18 protein-coding genes are annotated in these 17,879 nt (G+C 38.0%); all 18 read left to right on the plus strand.

Annotation, left to right across the window (positions count from 1 at the left end):
• Positions 1 to 87: 87 nt before the first annotated feature.
• The 18 genes from NY014_RS01920 to NY014_RS02005 all read left to right on the plus strand — a co-directional run bounded on the left by NY014_RS01920 (position 88) and on the right by NY014_RS02005 (position 17,879).
• Positions 88 to 507, plus strand: a complete 420-nt coding sequence (locus NY014_RS01920; RefSeq protein WP_259412841.1) for an adenylyltransferase/cytidyltransferase family protein — start codon at positions 88 to 90, stop codon at positions 505 to 507.
• 100 nt (positions 508 to 607) lie between these two features.
• Complete coding sequence (locus tag NY014_RS01925) at positions 608 to 1,576, plus strand: GDP-L-fucose synthase family protein (RefSeq protein WP_259412842.1); 969 nt, start codon at positions 608 to 610, stop codon at positions 1,574 to 1,576.
• 12 nt (positions 1,577 to 1,588) lie between these two features.
• On the plus strand, positions 1,589 to 2,437 hold the full coding sequence (locus tag NY014_RS01930; protein ID WP_259412843.1) for a glycosyltransferase family 2 protein: 849 nt from the start codon (positions 1,589 to 1,591) through the stop codon (positions 2,435 to 2,437).
• 12 nt (positions 2,438 to 2,449) lie between these two features.
• The gene (locus NY014_RS01935; protein WP_259412844.1) at positions 2,450 to 3,547 is read left to right on the plus strand and encodes a glycosyltransferase family 4 protein; all 1,098 of its coding nucleotides are present in this window, start codon (positions 2,450 to 2,452) and stop codon (positions 3,545 to 3,547) included.
• A gap of 106 nt (positions 3,548 to 3,653) precedes the next feature.
• Positions 3,654 to 4,445 (plus strand): FkbM family methyltransferase, encoded by a 792-nt coding sequence (locus tag NY014_RS01940; RefSeq protein WP_259412845.1) that lies wholly within the window; start codon positions 3,654 to 3,656, stop codon positions 4,443 to 4,445.
• A 64-nt stretch (positions 4,446 to 4,509) separates the two neighbouring features.
• Positions 4,510 to 5,466: a GDP-mannose 4,6-dehydratase gene (locus tag NY014_RS01945; protein WP_354003153.1), complete on the plus strand. Its 957-nt coding sequence runs from the start codon at positions 4,510 to 4,512 to the stop codon at positions 5,464 to 5,466.
• Between the two features lie 57 nt (positions 5,467 to 5,523).
• Entirely contained in the window at positions 5,524 to 6,705 is a 1,182-nt protein-coding gene (gene gmd, locus NY014_RS01950) for a GDP-mannose 4,6-dehydratase (RefSeq protein WP_259412847.1), read from the plus strand.
• Between the two features lie 119 nt (positions 6,706 to 6,824).
• Complete coding sequence (locus NY014_RS01955) at positions 6,825 to 7,757, plus strand: UDP-glucuronic acid decarboxylase family protein (protein ID WP_259412848.1); 933 nt, start codon at positions 6,825 to 6,827, stop codon at positions 7,755 to 7,757.
• A gap of 15 nt (positions 7,758 to 7,772) precedes the next feature.
• Positions 7,773 to 8,417, plus strand: a complete 645-nt coding sequence (locus NY014_RS01960) for an HAD family hydrolase (RefSeq protein ID WP_259412849.1) — start codon at positions 7,773 to 7,775, stop codon at positions 8,415 to 8,417.
• 6 nt (positions 8,418 to 8,423) lie between these two features.
• Entirely contained in the window at positions 8,424 to 9,410 is a 987-nt protein-coding gene (locus NY014_RS01965) for a GDP-mannose 4,6-dehydratase (RefSeq protein ID WP_259412850.1), read from the plus strand.
• A gap of 59 nt (positions 9,411 to 9,469) precedes the next feature.
• Positions 9,470 to 10,411, plus strand: a complete 942-nt coding sequence (locus NY014_RS01970; RefSeq protein ID WP_259412851.1) for a glycosyltransferase family 4 protein — start codon at positions 9,470 to 9,472, stop codon at positions 10,409 to 10,411.
• Positions 10,404 to 11,558: a glycosyltransferase family 4 protein gene (locus NY014_RS01975; protein ID WP_259412852.1), complete on the plus strand. Its 1,155-nt coding sequence runs from the start codon at positions 10,404 to 10,406 to the stop codon at positions 11,556 to 11,558. The genes NY014_RS01970 and NY014_RS01975 overlap by 8 nt, the downstream gene beginning before the upstream one ends.
• Positions 11,559 to 11,580: 22 nt before the next feature.
• A complete protein-coding gene (locus tag NY014_RS01980) occupies positions 11,581 to 13,116 on the plus strand; it encodes an aldolase catalytic domain-containing protein (protein WP_259412853.1) in 1,536 nt (511 codons plus the stop codon).
• Between the two features lie 11 nt (positions 13,117 to 13,127).
• Positions 13,128 to 13,811, plus strand: a complete 684-nt coding sequence (locus NY014_RS01985) for an acylneuraminate cytidylyltransferase family protein (protein ID WP_259412854.1) — start codon at positions 13,128 to 13,130, stop codon at positions 13,809 to 13,811.
• Positions 13,771 to 15,054 (plus strand): lipopolysaccharide biosynthesis protein, encoded by a 1,284-nt coding sequence (locus NY014_RS01990; RefSeq protein WP_259412855.1) that lies wholly within the window; start codon positions 13,771 to 13,773, stop codon positions 15,052 to 15,054. The genes NY014_RS01985 and NY014_RS01990 overlap by 41 nt, the downstream gene beginning before the upstream one ends.
• On the plus strand, positions 15,051 to 15,854 hold the full coding sequence (locus NY014_RS01995; RefSeq protein WP_259412856.1) for a motility associated factor glycosyltransferase family protein: 804 nt from the start codon (positions 15,051 to 15,053) through the stop codon (positions 15,852 to 15,854). Before NY014_RS01990 ends, NY014_RS01995 begins: the two co-directional genes overlap by 4 nt.
• Positions 15,851 to 17,002 (plus strand): glycosyltransferase family 4 protein, encoded by a 1,152-nt coding sequence (locus NY014_RS02000; protein ID WP_259412857.1) that lies wholly within the window; start codon positions 15,851 to 15,853, stop codon positions 17,000 to 17,002. The genes NY014_RS01995 and NY014_RS02000 overlap by 4 nt, the downstream gene beginning before the upstream one ends.
• Complete coding sequence (locus NY014_RS02005) at positions 16,995 to 17,879, plus strand: glycosyltransferase family 2 protein (protein WP_259412858.1); 885 nt, start codon at positions 16,995 to 16,997, stop codon at positions 17,877 to 17,879. The genes NY014_RS02000 and NY014_RS02005 overlap by 8 nt, the downstream gene beginning before the upstream one ends.

The raw sequence follows: 17,879 nt of genomic DNA on the forward strand, positions 1-17,879 counted from the left end.
TGTTTTTGAGTTCAATACGTTTAACGATTTAACAATTAACATTTAACGATTTTTTCCTAATTATCAGGGTCTTAGTTCGAAAATAAAATGAATAAAGCCATTATCGTTTCCGGTTACTTCAACCCCCTTCACAAGGGCCACATTGAATATTTCAATAATGCCAAGGCTGCGGGGGATGAATTGATAGTCATTGTAAACAGTGATCATCAGCGAGCTTTGAAAGGAAGCAAGGAATTTCAGTTGGAAGATGAGCGCATGTTCATCGTTTCCAATATCAAAAGCGTCGATCGGGTATATCTTTCCATCGATCAGGATAGAACAGTCTGTGAAACAATCCGAAAGGTTCACCAAGAATTAGGAGATAAATACCAACTTGCCTTCGCCAACGGAGGAGATCAGAATAATCAATCCATTCCTGAGGTTCCAGTTTGCCAGGAATTGGGCATAGAACTATTGGATGGAATGGGAGAGAAGATACAGTCGAGTTCGTGGTTGCTGCGCAATTAAAAGTTCAAGGTTCAGAGTTCAACGTTTTAACCTCAAACTCTGAACCCAAAACGCTTTACCGCTTTAACGCTTAACAATTAACGCTTAACCTTACCACTTCTTGAACCCAAAACGAAATATCCGAATATTCATCGCCGGCCACCGAGGTATGGTAGGTTCTGCTATCTGGAGGAAGCTGGAAGCTGAAGGCTATACTAATTTGATTGGAAAAACTTCTACTGAACTGGACCTCCGAAATCAGGCGGCTGTTCATGACTTTTTCAAAGCCGAAAAACCTGAAGTAGTGATAGACGCAGCAGCTCGGGTAGGAGGGATTTTGGCGAATAATACCTATCCCTATCAGTTTTTAATGGAGAACCTCCAAATTCAGAATAATCTGATCGATACAGCATTTCATTCTGGAGTTGAAAAATTCATTTTCCTAGGTTCTTCCTGCATCTATCCAAAGTTGGCACCCCAACCTCTAAAAGAGGAATATCTACTCACCGCTCCCTTGGAACCTACCAATGAGTGGTATGCTATCGCTAAAATTGCAGGTGTAAAGGCATGCGAAGCAATTCGAAAGCAATATGGAAAGGATTACATTTCCCTGATGCCTACCAACCTTTATGGTCCTTTCGATAATTTCGATCTAAAAACCTCCCATGTTTTGCCAGCGATGATCCGGAAGTTTCATGAGGCGAGCCAGTCGACAGTCCACGGTCGACAGTCCACAGTGACACTGTGGGGTAGTGGTACACCTATGAGAGAGTTTTTGTATGTAGAGGATTTGGCGGAGGCGGTAGTTTTTGCTATGGAAAATAAATTCTCGGATAATCTCTACAATGTGGGGACAGGGGAGGACTTGACAATCAAGGATTTGGCCTTAATTATCCAAAAAATAGTGGGACACACCGGAGAGATCATTTGGGATTCAACCAAACCTGATGGTACTCCACGCAAGCTGATGGATGTATCCAAAATGGAAAAAGCCGGTTGGAAAGCAAAAACTTCACTCGAGGATGGCATCAGAAAGACTTATCTTTGGTTTCTTGAGAATCAGGGATCATTTAAGGAGGTCAAAATTTAATTTAATTAAGGGGTGAATTCTTTCAATATAGCAGTTCTGCTTACTTGCTTTAATCGCAAAGAGAAAACGAAGGTTTGCTTAGAGAATCTCTTTGCACAAGAGCTTCCAGAAAACACAAAGCTTTCAGTCTTTGTGTGTGATGATGGCTCAACGGATGGGACAGAAGAAATGTTAGCTACTGCATTTCCTCAAGTCCATGTAGTAAAAGGAAATGGAAAACTATTTTGGGGAGGGGGAATGCGTAAGGCCTGGAATCTTGCGATTGAAAAACAAAAAAATGATTTTTTTCTATGGCTCAACGATGATACTTTCCTTTATGAGAAGGCATTGGAAGACCTTTTCGAAGATTTCACAAAACTGGAAAAACCGGGAATCATTTCTGCAGCTTGCAAAAGACCTGGAAAAGATGAGATATCATATGGTGGTCTTTCAAATGATGGGTACATTTTACCAAATGGGAGTCCTCAAGAGGTTACCTATATTAATGGAAACCTAGTCCTGATCCCTGCAATTGTGGTCGATGAAATTGGGATGATTTCCAAAAGTTATACCCATTATTTGGGAGATTATGATTATGGTTTGAGGGCTCAAAAAGCAGGGTTTTCATGCTATACAACTTCAACTTTTCTTGCAGAATGTGAAATAAATGCGATTCCCTATTGGGGAGATCCCAATCAACCCCTTGCCACAAGATGGAAAATGGCTCATGATGTTAAAGGACTTGCAATACAAGAGTACATTGCATTCAAAAAATATCATCACGGTAATTTGGTTGGGCTAAAAACTTGGATAGACTCTTATCTGAAAATTCTCTTCCCTCATAACTATACCCGAATCAGAAACTTTCTGAAAGACAACTAATCTTCATTAGCTTTGAGGATACTTTTTGATGAACAAATATTTTTTTGGCAGAAATACGGGGGGATCTCTCGATATTATGCCCGTACTGCCGAAGAGCTGAAAAAGGTGAATCCTGATACAAAGGTTTTTTCTGGTTTTAATATTAACACCTATCTATCGGATACTTCAAAGGGATTGGTCGTAGGCAAAACGCTTCAAAAATATCCCAAAAAGGGCTTAGGCTTGATTCAACGTTTTAATCAAACTTGGTCTCGTACTTTTGAGTCCTATTATGGACCTGATATCGTTCATGAAACCTACTTTAGCACTAAAAAAAGTCACAGGAGTAAAGCGAAGGTTGTGGTTGGAGTTTATGATATGATTCAGGAGGTCTATCCAAACCTGTTTCCAAAGGAACACCTGGTAACAGTCCAAAAGAAAAAGGCTCTAGAAAGAGCGGACCATATCATAAGTATCTCACATCATACAAAGAATGATTGTGTTGAGTTGTTCGGAATAAATGAAAACAAGATTTCAGTAATTCACTTAGCCTGCGATCCTCCATTCCAAGGAATAGAAAAATCTCAAGAATTCTCAGATCGACCTTTTTTCTTGTATGTAGGGGATAGGAGAGGTTATAAGAATTTTACTTCCTTCCTTAGCGTTTTTGCATGTAGTAAGGAGCTGATGAATGGATTTAACATTGTGGCTTTTGGAGGAGGTGCTTTTTCTAAGGAGGAGACAGATCTCATGGTAAAACTTGGATTTCGACCTGATCAAGTTAAACAATACGGGGGAAGTGACAGGGTATTGGCTGAGCTTTACGCATCAGCACATGCCTTTGTTTATCCATCTTTATATGAGGGTTTTGGAATCCCGCCTTTGGAGGCGATATCCTATGGATGTCCTGTTTTGGCTAGTAATAAGTCCTGCATTCCTGAAATAATCCAAGATGGAGGTCTTCTCTTTGATCCGGAAAATCAAGAGGAATTCTTAGCTGCTTTGAAAGAAGTGTGCACATCTGAGTCAAAAAGGAAAAATCTAATTGAGAAAGGTAACAAGCGATTAAAGAATTTTTCCTGGAGTAAAACAGCTGATCAAACCCTAAAAATCTATAATCAAATCATTTAAACGTTTTCAAAGAGCTCTATTTAGAAGAATGGCTCCTACTCAACACCCAAAAGATGAAACAGCTCTGTTGGCATTAGGCAAAATGTTGTCTAATCAACAATGGAGTATGAATTCTACGTGTTTAAATGATTATGAATTTAAAATATTCAGTCAATTTGGAGACGATGGGATTATACAGTATTTGATCAAACACCTTTCTATCAAAAACAAAACGTTTATTGAGTTTGGAGTAGAAAATTATCTGGAATCAACTACTCGATTTTTAATGATGAATAACCTATGGTCTGGTTTTGTAATGGATGGGTCAAAATCCTTTATGGATTCCTTACAAAATCAACCTTGGTATTGGAAACATCAACTGCTCCATAAAGCTGCCTTTATAACTCGAGAAAATATCAATGGGCTGATAGAAGAATCAGGGTTTTCGGACATTGGATTGCTTCATATTGACATCGATGGAAATGATTACCATGTTTTAGAAGCGATGGATTTTACAAAATTGAATCCTTCTATCTTGATCATGGAATATAACAGTGTTTTTGGCATGGATAGAGCGATCTCAACTCCTTACAGGCCTGATTTTTATCGAACAAAAGCACATTTCTCGAATCTTTATTTTGGAGCCTCCCTTCCAGCATTGGATTATTTGGCGGATAAAAAAGGCTATTCCTTAATTGGGGGGAACCTGGCCGGGAATAATGCCTATTTTGTTAGAAAGGATCTCCTAAATTCAAAAATATCTGCCTGCTCTTTGGAAGAAGCTTTTCAGGAAAGCCAATTTATGGAAAGTCGGGATGAAAACTCTCAATTGACATTTTTGAGAGGGGAACAGCGGATCAAAGAAATTCAGGGGCTTGATGTCATCAATGTGATTTCAGGTCAATTGGAAAAACTATGATAATGAAAATTGCATTGGCAAAGGGCATAGCGTTATTTTTTACAGCATCAAAACCCAAGATTTGTTGAAAGCTTTAATTATTGGTATTTCAGGTCAGGATGGAAGCTATTTGGCAGATTTGCTTTTGAAAAAAGGTTATGATGTTTTTGGTACTTCCCGAGATGCCCAAGGCGGTTCTTTCCGAAGATTGACCTATTTGGGAATCAAAAAGGAGATCCAATTGATCTCCATGGATCCAGAAGATTTTAGATCTGTTTTGGTGGCTATCAAAAAATCTAAGCCTGATGAAATTTATTTTTTGGCTGGACAGTCCTCTGTTGGGTTATCCTTTGAGCAGCCCGCTGAAACCATACAGAGTTTTACCATAGGGATTTTAAATGTTCTTGAAGCTGTAAAAATGGAACCCCGGGATATCAGGGTATATCATGCGGGAAGTTCTGAGGCTTTTGGGGACACCGAAGGCGCCGCTGCAAATGAGAAAACCCCATTCCAGCCTCGAAGTCCTTACGCTTTGGCCAAGGCTTCTTCCACTTGGTTAGTAAATAATTACCGGGAGGCCTATGATTTATTCGCCTGTACAGGGATTTTGTTCAATCATGAATCGCCCTTACGTCCTGCACGCTTTGTAACTCAAAAGATTATCCAAACTGCAAAAAGAATAGCTAATGGGTCAGGCGAAAAACTTGTTTTGGGAAGATTGGATGTTTCCAGAGACTGGGGCTGGGCTCCTGAGTATGTAGAAGCCATGTGGCGAATGCTTCAACAGGAAAAACCGGATGATTATATCATTGCCACTGGCAAAACCCAAAGCCTAGAAGATTTTGTCTCTAAAACATTTGAGTTATTGGGACTTGATTGGCAAAATCATGTGGTTCAATCCCCTGACTTAATGCGTCCTACCGATTTAAGTATTTCCAAAGCTGATCCCCAAAAGGCAAAAATAGCCCTGAATTGGGAAGCGCAGATTGGCTTAGAACGACTAATCAAAATGATGCTGGAGGGAGAGTTCCTCAACAGTTAACCCATAGCCCAAAGTAATAATCTGCTTGCTAACGAAAACCGACAACATTAAAACCTAATGAATACTAATCAACAAAAAGTCGCCCTTATCACAGGTATCACCGGCCAAGACGGCTCCTACCTAGCCGAACTACTTTTAGAAAAAGGCTACATCGTCCACGGGATCAAGCGCCGGGCTTCTTCCTTTAATACCCAGCGTATCGATCACCTCTACCAGGATCTGCATGAATCTCATGTTAACTTTGTCCTGCATTACGGTGACCTAACCGATTCCACCAATATCATCCGCATCATCCAGGAAGTACAACCAGATGAAATCTACAACCTCGGGGCCATGTCCCATGTAAAGGTTTCCTTCGATTCTCCAGAGTATGTAGCCAATGTCGATGCAGTCGGAGCCCTTCGGATCCTGGAAGCGGTGCGTATCCTCAAACTGGAAAAAAAGACCCGAGTCTATCAGGCTTCTACTTCCGAACTTTATGGCGGGATGCCCGAAAACAAGAATGCAGCAGGTTTCTACGATGAAAACTCCCCTTTCTACCCTCGATCTCCTTATGGTGTAGCCAAAATCTACGGATTCTGGATTACCAAAAACTACCGGGAGGCCTATAATATGTTTGCCTGTAACGGCATTCTCTTCAATCATGAATCCCCTAGAAGAGGGGAGACCTTCGTCACCCGAAAGATCACCATGGCTGCAGCGGCCATTGCCTTGGGTAAGCAGGATTGCTTGTATTTAGGTAACCTCGATGCACAGCGAGACTGGGGACATGCCAAGGACTATGTGAAGGCTATGTGGCTAATCTTACAACAGGATAAACCAGAAGATTTTGTCATCGCCACCGGTCAAACCACCAAAGTTCGTGACTTCGTCCAAATGGCCTTCGCCCATGTCGGCTTCCACATCAGATGGAGTGGTTCAGGTGTAGAGGAAGTTGGAATTCTCGATTCGATCGATGAACAACGGTACGAAGCAGCAACTGGCAGGAAGTTGAACGTTAATGCGTTAAACGTTAAAACGTTAAACGATTCCTCCATTAACGCTGAACGCTTAACGCTTAACGTCGGCGACGTAGTCGTCCGGGTTGACCCTCGATACTTCAGACCCACCGAAGTCGACCTCCTGATCGGCGACCCTACCAAAGCCAAAACCCAACTAGGCTGGGAACCTGAATATGATCTTCAAGGACTGGTTGAGGATATGATGAGGGGAGATATTCAATTGTTTAAGAAAAGTTGAAAATCCTCTATTTGCGAAGTCGTAGGGTTCAAGGTTCATGGTTCAACGTTCTTTCAATCTTGAGCCTCGAACTTTTAACAAAGTCAATAATGATTTACCATTAACTCTTTACACCTTTAGTGAAACGCATACTTGTCACCGGCGGTGCCGGATTCTTAGGCTCCCACCTTTGTGATCGACTGATTCGGGAAAGAAATGAAGTTCTTTGCGTGGATAATTTATTCACCGGAAGAAGATCCAATATTCACCACCTATTAGATCACAAAAACTTCGAGTTTTTGCGCCATGATATTACTTGGCCGTTATATGTGGAGGTAGATGAAATATATAATCTTGCCTGCCCTGCTAGTCCGGTTCATTATCAATTTGATCCAGTACAGACAACCAAGACATCGGTTTTGGGAGCAATCAACATGCTGGGGCTTGCCAAGCGTTTAAAAATCAAAATCCTTCAAGCTAGTACCTCTGAAGTATATGGTGATCCGGAGATTCATCCTCAGCCCGAATCCTATAGGGGTTCGGTAAGTACGACTGGAATCCGTGCTTGTTACGATGAGGGAAAGAGGTGTGCAGAAACCCTTTTCTTTGATTACCACCGTCAGCATGGAGTTGAGATCAAGGTGATGCGCATTTTTAACACTTATGGCCCGCGTATGCATCCTAATGATGGTAGAGTGGTTTCCAATTTTATAGTGCAAGCATTAAAAGGAGAAGATATTACCATCTATGGCGATGGACAGCAAACGAGGAGCTTCTGCTATGTGGATGATAATATTGAGGGTATGAATAGATTGATGAATTCTCGGGATGGTTTTACGGGTCCAGTGAACATAGGGAATCCAGGGGAGTTCACCATGCTGGAATTGGCAGAAATGGTTCTAGAACTTACGGGAAGTAAAAGTAAACTTAAGTTTCTTCCTCTTCCTCAGGATGATCCTATGCAGCGAAAACCAGTAATTGATTTAGCGAAAAGTGAACTGGATTGGGAACCTAAAATTTCATTAAGAGAAGGCTTGGAAAAGACGATTAATTATTTTGAAAAACTTATCTAGTTATTCGCTTTTAAGATGTCTTTGGAAAAATTAAAAAAAGCGAAAATTATTATTTGGGATTTCGATGGAGTTATTCTAAACTCCAATGGAATAAGGTCAGAAGGTTTCAGAGAGGTTCTTCAAGATTATCCTGAAGATCAGATAAATCATTTACTCGAGTTTCATGAAAAAAATGGCGGATTATCTCGCTTTGTGAAGTTTGAATACTTTTTTTCAGAAATCAGGAAAGAAAAAGTAAATCAAAAATTAATTGGACAGATGGTTCAGAATTTTTCTATGATTATGAAAAAGAGGTTGTTAGATCGGAGACTACTTTTTTCGGATACACTCAATTTTATAGAGAAGAATTATACCAACAAAGTTTTTTATATCGCCTCAGGATCAGAGGAGAAAGAACTCAATTATTTATGTAATCAATTAGGAATAGATTCTTACTTCAACAATATAAAAGGTTCTCCAAAATCAAAAATTGAGATCGTTAAAGAAATTGTAGAGAACCATAAACGGGACTTAAATTATACTATTCTAATTGGAGATTCTATCAATGATTTTGAAGCAGCCTTAAAAAATGATATTTCCTTTTTTGGATTTAATAATCAGGAGTTAAAACAATTGGGAGAAGGGTATATTTATGATTTTAATTCAATACTTAGAACTTAGATAAGTTTGAAAACAGCACTAATCACAGGGATAACAGGCCAAGATGGAGCCTATTTGGCAAAATTGTTATTGTCAAAAGGCTATCGAGTAATTGGTCTAACTAGGCAAACTGATTCAAAGGCCTTATATCGTTTGGCTTATTTAGGAATTGACGACCAGGTTGAATTAGCTCATCATGATTTGACCGATCCTAAGTCAGTGCTTTCTTGTTTGGAAGAGTATCATCCTGACGAAATTTACAATTTAGCAGCTCAAAGTTCCGTAGGGCAATCTTTCAAAATACCTCAAGAGACTTTTTCTTTTAATACTTTGAGTGTAATGAATTTGTTGGATGCAATTCGGCAATTCGATAAGAAGATTCGTTTTTATCAAGCATCTAGTAGTGAGATGTTTGGGAATGTAACTCTCCAAAATCTTCCAATTCGTGAATCTTTGCTCTTCCATCCAGTGAGCCCCTATGGGATTTCCAAAGCTTCAGCTCATTGGTTGGCTGTAAACTATAGAGAGGCCTATGGCATATTTACAGCATGTGGAATCCTATTCAATCATGAATCCGCACTTAGAGGAGATAATTTTGTTGTCAAGAAAATTATCAACACTGCGATTCGGATAAAAAATGGTGAAGTAAATGAATTAAATGTTGGGAATTTAGCTATCAGCAGAGATTGGGGATATGCTCCAAAATATGTGGAGGCAATGTGGATGATGTTACAGCAAGACCTCCCTACCGATTATGTAATTTGCTCAGGGAATGTTACTAGCTTGCTTGAACTCCTTAGGCAGGTTTTTAGACATTTGGACTTGGATATGCGAGCTCATATCCGACTAGATCCCCAATTCATGCGCTCACTCGACTTGGCTATGATATACGGGGACAACACCAAAGCGAAGAGCGACTTAGGCTGGCAATATAACATGGATACCCAAGCATTGATCGACCAACTAATCAATGACGAAAAGTCGTGGATGGCTTGGAAAGAAAAGTTAGGGTGAGGATGCCGATTAATGTTGTTTTTTTTCACCGGAAGCCTAGAAAATACGGGAATTTTAGCGTGGAAATCTTGTTCGAAGCTATTCGAAAAGCCCTCCCCAATAATATTCATTCTTCTGTGGCCGTATCAAGTTATACAAGTGATGGTTTTTGGAAACGAGTCTATATTTCAATTGAAGCTGTATTTCGACAAGGCGACATAAACCATATTACGGGGGATGTGCATTTTTTAGCCACATTTTTATCAAAGGAAAAAACTGTTTTAACCGTTTTGGATGTAGGTTTTATGAAGCACCCATCCAAGATTGCCCGTGCTTTATTACAATTTTTTTGGTTGACTATCCCTGTAAAAAGAGCAGGAATTATTACCACTATCTCCCATGCTACCAAAGAGGAATTGTTGAAATATGTGAACTGCGATCCCAATAAAATTAAAGTGGTATATGTACCAATTTCGGATCACTTTAAGCCAATTCCAAAAAAAATTAATAAGGAGAAACCTACCATCTTACAATTAGGGGTTGCATTCAATAAAAATATTGAACGATTGATTGAAGCATTAAATGGAATTTCATGCCATTTGGAAATCGTAGGGAAATTGGAAGAAGGATTGATCGAAAAAATGAAACAATACAATATCAGTTACCGTGTTTCTTGGAATTTATCGGATAAGGAAATCTTGCAAAAATACACAGATTGCGATATAGTCACGCTAATATCTACCTATGAAGGCTTTGGGATGCCTATCGTGGAAGGCAATGCAGTAGGGAGGCCAGTCATAACATCCAATATTTTATCAATGCCTGAAGTAGCGGGCAATGCAGCCCATTTAGTAAATCCGTTTGATGTGGAAGATATCCGTAAAGGGATAGTAAAGGTTATCGAAGATGATTCTTTCCGTGAGCAAATGATTAATAATGGCTTTGAGAATGCTAAGCGGTTTGCTGTGGAGAAAATTGCTTCAGATTATTGTGAAGTATATAAAACCTTGATCAATGTCTAGCCAATACAGACGTTTTGTATTTATTAACTCTCATCCTATCCAATATTTTGCACCTCTCTATAAAAAAATGACTGATGAGGGGTTACATACTCAGGTTTGGTATGCTTCTAATGAGAGTGTTAATGGAGGGTTCGATAAAGAATTTGGACAGAAAGTAAAATGGGATGTTCCCTTATTAGAAGGTTATAGCTATCGTTTTTTTAAAAACTATTCTTTGAATCCTTCAATCAATAATGGATTTTTTGGACTTCTTAACCTTGGGATGCTAAAAGCTTTATTGAAATTACCAAAAAGCTTGGTAATTATCCATGGTTGGGGATATTTTACTAATGTGTCGACACTGATAGTGGCGAAATTAGTAGGTCATACAGTCGGAATTAGAGGAGAAAGCCCGTTGAATCAGGAACTTCTGAAAAATAAAAATAACTTATTCTTTAAGCGAATTTTTTTAAAGTATTTTCTTTTCCAGTTTGTAGATAGGTTCTATTATATAGGTCAGCAGAATAGGGCGTTCTATAAATATTTTGGTGTAAAAGAGTCAAAATTGGTTTTCACCCCTTATGCAGTAGATAATGAACGATTTCAGCAGGCAGCTAAAGAATTATTATCTCAAAAAAAGATGCTCAGACAAGAACTAGGCTTGCCTATAGATTCAAAAATAATCTTGTTTTCAGGTAAGTATATTTATAAAAAAAGACCAATAGACTTGCTGCAAGCGTACAATTCCCTTCAAATACCAGGCAAAGCATTAGTGATGGTAGGAGAGGGCGAACTGCGACCTGAAATGGAGGAGTTCATTGCTAACCACAGCTTGGGGAATGTATTTCTTACAGGGTTCGTGAACCAAAGAGAGATTGTAAAATATTATGCTATTGCAGATTTGTTTGTCATGTGCTCTGGGGATGGGGAAACGTGGGGACTTGCTACAAACGAGGCTATGAATTTTGGGATTCCCATCGTGCTATCGGATAGAGTGGGGTGTGCAGCAGATTTGATAAATGAACAGACAGGAATCATTTTTCCGCTAGGGAATACAAATGCTTTGACTGAGGCCCTTCGGCTGGTACTCAATAAAAAATATTTGTCATCAGGAATTATTAAAAAAATCAACCAATACAGTTATCGGCAGATAATAGATTCTTTTTAAAATTTATTGAAAATAATAAAAAATGATAAAACTTCTCGACTGTACCCTAAGGGATGGTGGGTATTATACCAATTGGGATTTTGATAAAACTCTTGTGGATCAATATGTGGCAGCTATGGAAGCTTTGCCGGTTAGCTATTTGGAATTGGGTTATCGTTCCTTACCACAAAAAGGTTATTATGGTGAATATTTTTATAGCCCGGTCGATCGTCTTAAGGCTCTTAAAGAAATGGCTCCCAATACGGGTTTTGCCTTGATGATTGATGAGAAAAATGCAGATCCACAAGTAATCCCCCAACTATTTAAACCTCTACAAGGCATCTGTGAAATGGTTCGAATGGCTGTAGCCCCTAATAAAATTGCAGATGCGATAGTTTTAGCACAGATTCTGAAAGATTTAGGCTTTTTGGTAGCAGTCAATATCATGTATATTTCCAAAATCAAGCTAGAAGCCCGGTTTTTTGATCAAGTAAATCAAGGGGAAGGCTTTGTGGATTTCTTGTATTTAGTAGACTCTTATGGTGGAATCATGCCAAAGGAAGTTGGCGAGAAAATTCGAATGGCTAAGGAAAATACTCCATTTACCATTGGTTTTCATGGTCATAACAATATGGAATTAGCTTTGGCAAATTCTTATACCGCCATGCAAAATGGTGCCGGAATGATTGATGCTACAGTAACGGGGATGGGACGTGGTGCAGGAAATTTGAAAACTGAATTAATTCTGACTTACCTTCAAGCACAGCTTGATTGGCGGGTAGATTTTTCACAATTATCACATATACTGCCTTTCTTCGAAGAAATGCAGCGAAACTATGGCTGGGGTACCAACCTCCCTTACATGATTTCAGGTGCGTACTCCTTGCCACAAAAAGATGTGATGGATTGGATGGGCAAGCGTCGTTATACCATTAACGGTATCGTACAGGCGATGACCCAAAGCCAACAAAAACCTTCACAGGCTTATCCAAATAGTTCCACCTTTAATATTCCTAAGCCTTCAGGCGTTCTGATAGTGGGAGGTGGACAAAGTGTAGCCACGCATCTCCCTCAAATTCGGAGGGTATTAGCCGCTAATCCAGACTGGCTTGTTATCCATTGCAGTACGCGCAATATGGCTTATTTTACCCAATTGGCCAATCCACAAGTAGTTTGTCTTACAGGACAAGAAGGTAAAAAAATGCAGAAAAGATTAAATGAAGTAGCCGAATTGAACTTGCTTGCATGTGTTTTACCGCCCTCTCCTCGGAAAATGGGAGCTTTTGTGCCACCTGCTCTAGAAAACAAGATAATGGAACTGGAAGGGTACAGTTTCGAACATTCCTATCCTGATGGCCCCCTGGCATTGGCATTACAAATGGCATGGAATAGTGGATCAAACTATGTTGGATTGATCGGGATGGATGGTTATCAACAAACTCTGCATACCGATTTTGAGTTGCGCACCGAAAGTCAGGTTGTTTTAGATGCATTTGGAAAGTCTTATGTTGGGAAATGGGAAGCCCTGACCCCTACCGGTTATCAGATGCCTCAAGGTTCTATTTACACATTGGCTTAACCGATTAAGCGATGATTACTGCATTTGTACCTTGCCGAAAAGGCAGCGAACGAGTCAAAAATAAAAATACACGTCCTTTTGCGGGCGTAATTGGAGGTTTAGTACGTATCAAATTGGAGCAGCTGATACAGGTGAGATCTATAGATCAAATTGTGCTTTCAACCAACGATGAAGAGGTAAAAGCTATAGGCCGTAGTCTTGGTCATGCCAAAATAAAAATTGTAGATCGCCCTGAAAACTTAGCTACTTCAAGTGCAAGTACCGATGATCTCATCACTTATGTGCCAAGTATCATTTCTGCGGGAACTGTATTATGGACACATGTCACTTCACCCTTTATTGGAGCTGAAGACTATGACGAGATGATTGAAGCCTACCAAAAAGCGTTGGGAGAGGGCCATGATTCGCTGATGACCGTAACCAAGTGGCAAAAATTTTTGTGGAACGAACAGGGGCCGGTCAATTACGATCGAGATATTGAAAAGTGGCCGCGTACTCAGACTTTACAACCCTTGTACGAAATAGACAGCGGAGCATTTATTACAGACATTAGTGTATATCAACATTTAAAAGATCGAGTAGGGCAGAAGCCGAAATTATTTTTACAGGAACAACAAAAAAGCTTTGACATTGACTGGGAAGAAGATTTTAAGATTGCGGAATATTATTGGAAAGGCCAAAGCCATTCTTTTTAGTGAAACCGGTAAAAGGTCTACTCAAGTATTAGGATTTCAGTTGATAGTATTTTTGATGAGTTTTGGTTCTAATATTATAATTATTCGGTCTTTAGATAAAAATGACTATGCTATTTTTACTTTGGCTGCAACAATTATCGGTATGTTGAGTGCTATTTCTGATTCGGGTATCAGTGTGGGATTTAGACAACTTGCTGGAAAAATTTGGGATCATCCAGTCAAATTCGCCGATTTACTTGAAACACTTGTACCGACCCGTAGAAAAATCCTCCTATTTACTGTTCCTATCGTAGGACTCATTGGGGGCTTTCTATTCTACGAACAAGGTTTGGATCCTATTCCTAATATTATACTCATTATCCTAATAGTATTAATTGCAATCTTGGAAATACACAGAGCTATATATATAGAAGTACTTCGTTTCCAATCAAAAGTCCATGAAACCCAATGGTCTGACATTTTATTACAATTCACGCGGCTAGTTTTTGTGGGAGCATTCTTTTATATATTGGATATATATTGGGTTATTCTTGTATTCATTGCTTCCTCCTATTTAGCAACTACTTTCATCTTGAAGAAGGCAAAGCCATATCATTCAGATGAAGCTGTATTCCGAGCCGATTATTACAAGGTATTGATCGATAAATTCAAAAAGTTATTGCCAAATACATCCTTTTACTTGATACAAGGGCAAATAAGTATATTTATACTTTCAATATTTAATAACTCTTCTTCTTTAGCAGATTTTGGAGCTTTATCAAGAATTACAATTTTTTTTACATTAGTCCAAAGTGTTACGAATAATATTTTGGCACCAAATTTTTCTCGATTGAATAACCCGATAGCTGAAAAAAAGTATTTAATCAATTTCATGTTAATAATAATTTCAATTTCTATTTTCGTAGTCCTAGCTGTATTTCTAAGTAAAAATATTATTTTGATGGTATTGGGTGATAAATATCAATACTTAGGGTTAGAACTATTATTGATGGCTGTAGCTACGGCAGTTAATTTTATTTTTACAAGTATTAGTAGTATGAACCTTTCTAAAGGTTGGGTTAATTTTAATGCTCGACTTGCCATACCAGTTTCTATTCTTTGCCTGATTGGTGGTGGATTTTTCCTTAATTTAGAAAATCTCTCTCAAGTAATAATTTTTTCTACTTTACCAGTTATTGGAACAGGATTTTTGAAAATTCTCGATACAATTAATGGCTTGAAAACCTCCGTTGAATCAATATGATACAGAAAGAAATCCTAAATCCATATAAAACAGCTTTTGGTAAGATATACAGAGCTATCTTCCATGATATAGTTGACAGATTACTATGGGACTTAAATCCTGAGTCTTGGAAAAGCCGCAAAAAGCTAAAGGCTTTACATAATAAATATGCAGGCCAAAAAGCAGTGATTTTATTCAATGGTCCATCATTAAAAAATGTAGATTTCAGCTTACTGGAAGGTGTTTTCACAATTGGATTGAATAAAATAAATTTATTATATGAAACTGTGCCCACATTTAGGCCTTCTATGATTGTGGCGTCAGATTTAATTATAAATAAACAAAATCAAGATTACTTTAATACTGAAAAAAACATTCCTATTTTTTTAGATCATAGGTGCAGTGGATTTATAAAAAAAAAACATAACATATTCTTTTTGCATTCTCTAGTAGATTCTTCATTTGTTAAAAAACCGCTTTACTCTATATCACACATTGGATCAACTCCTTATTATGCATTTCAATTACTTTATTTTATGGGTTTTAAGGAGGTAGCTATAATTGGGGCCGATCATAATTTTCCAGATATAAAACCTTTACAGGTTGGGGAAAACCTAGAGGAGGACAATTTTCATTTTCATAAAAATTACCATAAGAAGGGGGAAGTAAACCAAGCCCCAGATAAAATCCGGATGGAATTGGCTTTTCGTGATGCAAAACTTGCTTTTGACGGAGACAATAGAAAGATATATAATTCAACCTCAGGTGGGAAATTGGAGGTTTTTGAAAGAATTGGATTGGAAGAATTTTTGAAAAAATGAAATTGGTTTTTATCACCAATAACTTCCCTCCCATCTCCTGCGGCGTAGGTGATTATACCTACAACTTAGCCCAGGAGTTTGTGAAGACCGGACATGAAGTGGGTATTGTTTGCCGTATTGACTCGCGCATTTCCTCGCATTGGGGTAAAGGTCTAGAAGGCATCACTGTTTATCCCATCGGCGTGAATTGGGGGCTTAGTGATTGGAAACGTGTAATGAATCTACTGCAAGACTTAAAGCCCGATCGTGTGTTGTTACAGTATGTGCCTTATTCATTTTCTAGATTTGGAACACCTGTGCTTATTCCACTGGTATGGTTTATTTTGAGGTTAAAAAAATATAATATACATATTACTTACCATGAAATCGCCATGTGGGCTGGATGGGGTAAAATTAAATACTTGCCTATTAGTTTTATACAATTTACTATTGCATATACAACCCTATTTTTAAGTAAAAGTGTTTTTGTAAGCACGCAGTTTGTATCTAATCAGTTACAATATTTTTATAAATCAAATAAAATTGCTGTTGTCCCAATTGGTGGAAATTTTCCATTTAATAAAGTAGAGAAAGTTGATTCTGATAAAATCATCATTTGCACAGCAGGGTTATCTCCATCCAGAAATGTTTTACTTATCAAGACTTTTTGTGAAATGGCCGAAGAAATACCTTTCCTAGAGTTATGGGTATTAGGCAAGTATAATGAAAAAACTTTCTTGAAGGTTGAAAGTAACTATGCAGCTTCAAAAGGTTGGAACAGAATCGTATTTACAGGAGTGATCTCCTCAAAAGACTTTGCTGCTTTCCTTAGCCAAGCTGATTTTTTTTGCTTTATAGACTATGTAGATAAAAATGGAATTGGAGGAATCAGTACAAAAAGTAGTATCTTGCCTTCTGTACTAAATGCGTCTTTACCCATTATTGGTACGAAAGGAAGTCTTACTGATGATTTTTTCTATAAGCACGGATGTAATATTCACTTAGTTGATTATGATCAAAAGATGCTTAAAGAAGCTATATTAAAACTTTTTAATGATAAAAAGTATGCTCAGAAATTAGGTGAAAATGCCTTCTACACTTTTAAAAAATTCATGTCTTGGGAGAAGATAGTTGAGAAATATTTAGATCGTTTCGTGTGTAATGTATAGACAATTAACTGTAGGCATTGTTATCCCAGTTTACAATAGATGGGACCTTACATTTAGGTGTGTTTCACAAATTTTGAAGTTTGATAATCAATTAATAGATAAAGTTTTATTGGTGGATGATTGCTCGCCTGTTAGCAATCCTTATGAATTCGACGAGATTGTTAAGATCTTGCGGAATCAAGTGAATTCAGGTTATGTTAAAACAGTTAATAATGGTTTTAAAAGTATAGATACCGATATCGTAATTTTGCTTGATTCAGACGCATATCCAACTCATCCATTTGTGAAACAATTAATAGAATCATACAATGCTGAAGAGGATTTGGGTTTTATTGGTTTCAAAACAGTCAATGAATTCGGTGAAGATACTGGTAACTTCAGCTATGAACCGAGTTTATGGGAGTTATTGCTCGGTCAAAAAATGTCTTCTTACTTATTAAAATTTAAAAAGAAAAAAAATATCATCCCGTATTCCTGTGCGGTGTCTATCCGCAAAAAGTGTTTGGATGAGCTAGGTATTTACGATGAGCAATTCAAATTTTTAGATGGAGATTTTGATCATTGTATGAGGATTCATCGGTCTAAATGGAAGCTGATCTATGACCCGAAAATAGAAATATATCATGTTGGAGGAGAATCAATTGGCAGAAATTCCAAACGGGTATTAATGTATTATGAAAGCAGATGGTTGTTATTAAAGAAATATAATAAGTTAGGAATACATATTGTTTCAAAATATCTTATAATCTCCAGGCTCTTAATAGAGTTTATTTTTCTAATAATATTTGGAAAACTCATTATTAAGGATTGCGCTGTCTTAGATGATAAAAAAACGGGTAGAATTAAATTGATTTCATTTTGTTTGGCTAATTATTAA

The sequence above is a fragment of the Algoriphagus limi genome (genome assembly GCF_024919275.1).
GTDB lineage: Bacteria > Bacteroidota > Bacteroidia > Cytophagales > Cyclobacteriaceae > Algoriphagus > Algoriphagus limi.

Bases quoted from the DNA above. Each gene is read 5' to 3' on its own strand.
- NY014_RS01920 (WP_259412841.1), top strand. From the start codon at position 88: ATGAATAAAGCCATTATCGTTTCCGGTTACTTCAACCCCCTTCACAAG.
- NY014_RS01940 (WP_259412845.1), top strand. From the start codon at position 3,654: ATGAATTCTACGTGTTTAAATGATTATGAATTTAAAATATTCAGTCAA.
- gmd (WP_259412847.1), top strand. From the start codon at position 5,524: ATGAATACTAATCAACAAAAAGTCGCCCTTATCACAGGTATCACCGGC.
- NY014_RS01960 (WP_259412849.1), top strand. From the start codon at position 7,773: ATGTCTTTGGAAAAATTAAAAAAAGCGAAAATTATTATTTGGGATTTC.
- NY014_RS01975 (WP_259412852.1), top strand. From the start codon at position 10,404: ATGTCTAGCCAATACAGACGTTTTGTATTTATTAACTCTCATCCTATC.
- NY014_RS01980 (WP_259412853.1), top strand. From the start codon at position 11,581: ATGATAAAACTTCTCGACTGTACCCTAAGGGATGGTGGGTATTATACC.
- NY014_RS01985 (WP_259412854.1), top strand. From the start codon at position 13,128: ATGATTACTGCATTTGTACCTTGCCGAAAAGGCAGCGAACGAGTCAAA.
- NY014_RS01995 (WP_259412856.1), top strand. From the start codon at position 15,051: ATGATACAGAAAGAAATCCTAAATCCATATAAAACAGCTTTTGGTAAG.
- NY014_RS02000 (WP_259412857.1), top strand. From the start codon at position 15,851: ATGAAATTGGTTTTTATCACCAATAACTTCCCTCCCATCTCCTGCGGC.
- NY014_RS02005 (WP_259412858.1), top strand. From the start codon at position 16,995: ATGTATAGACAATTAACTGTAGGCATTGTTATCCCAGTTTACAATAGA.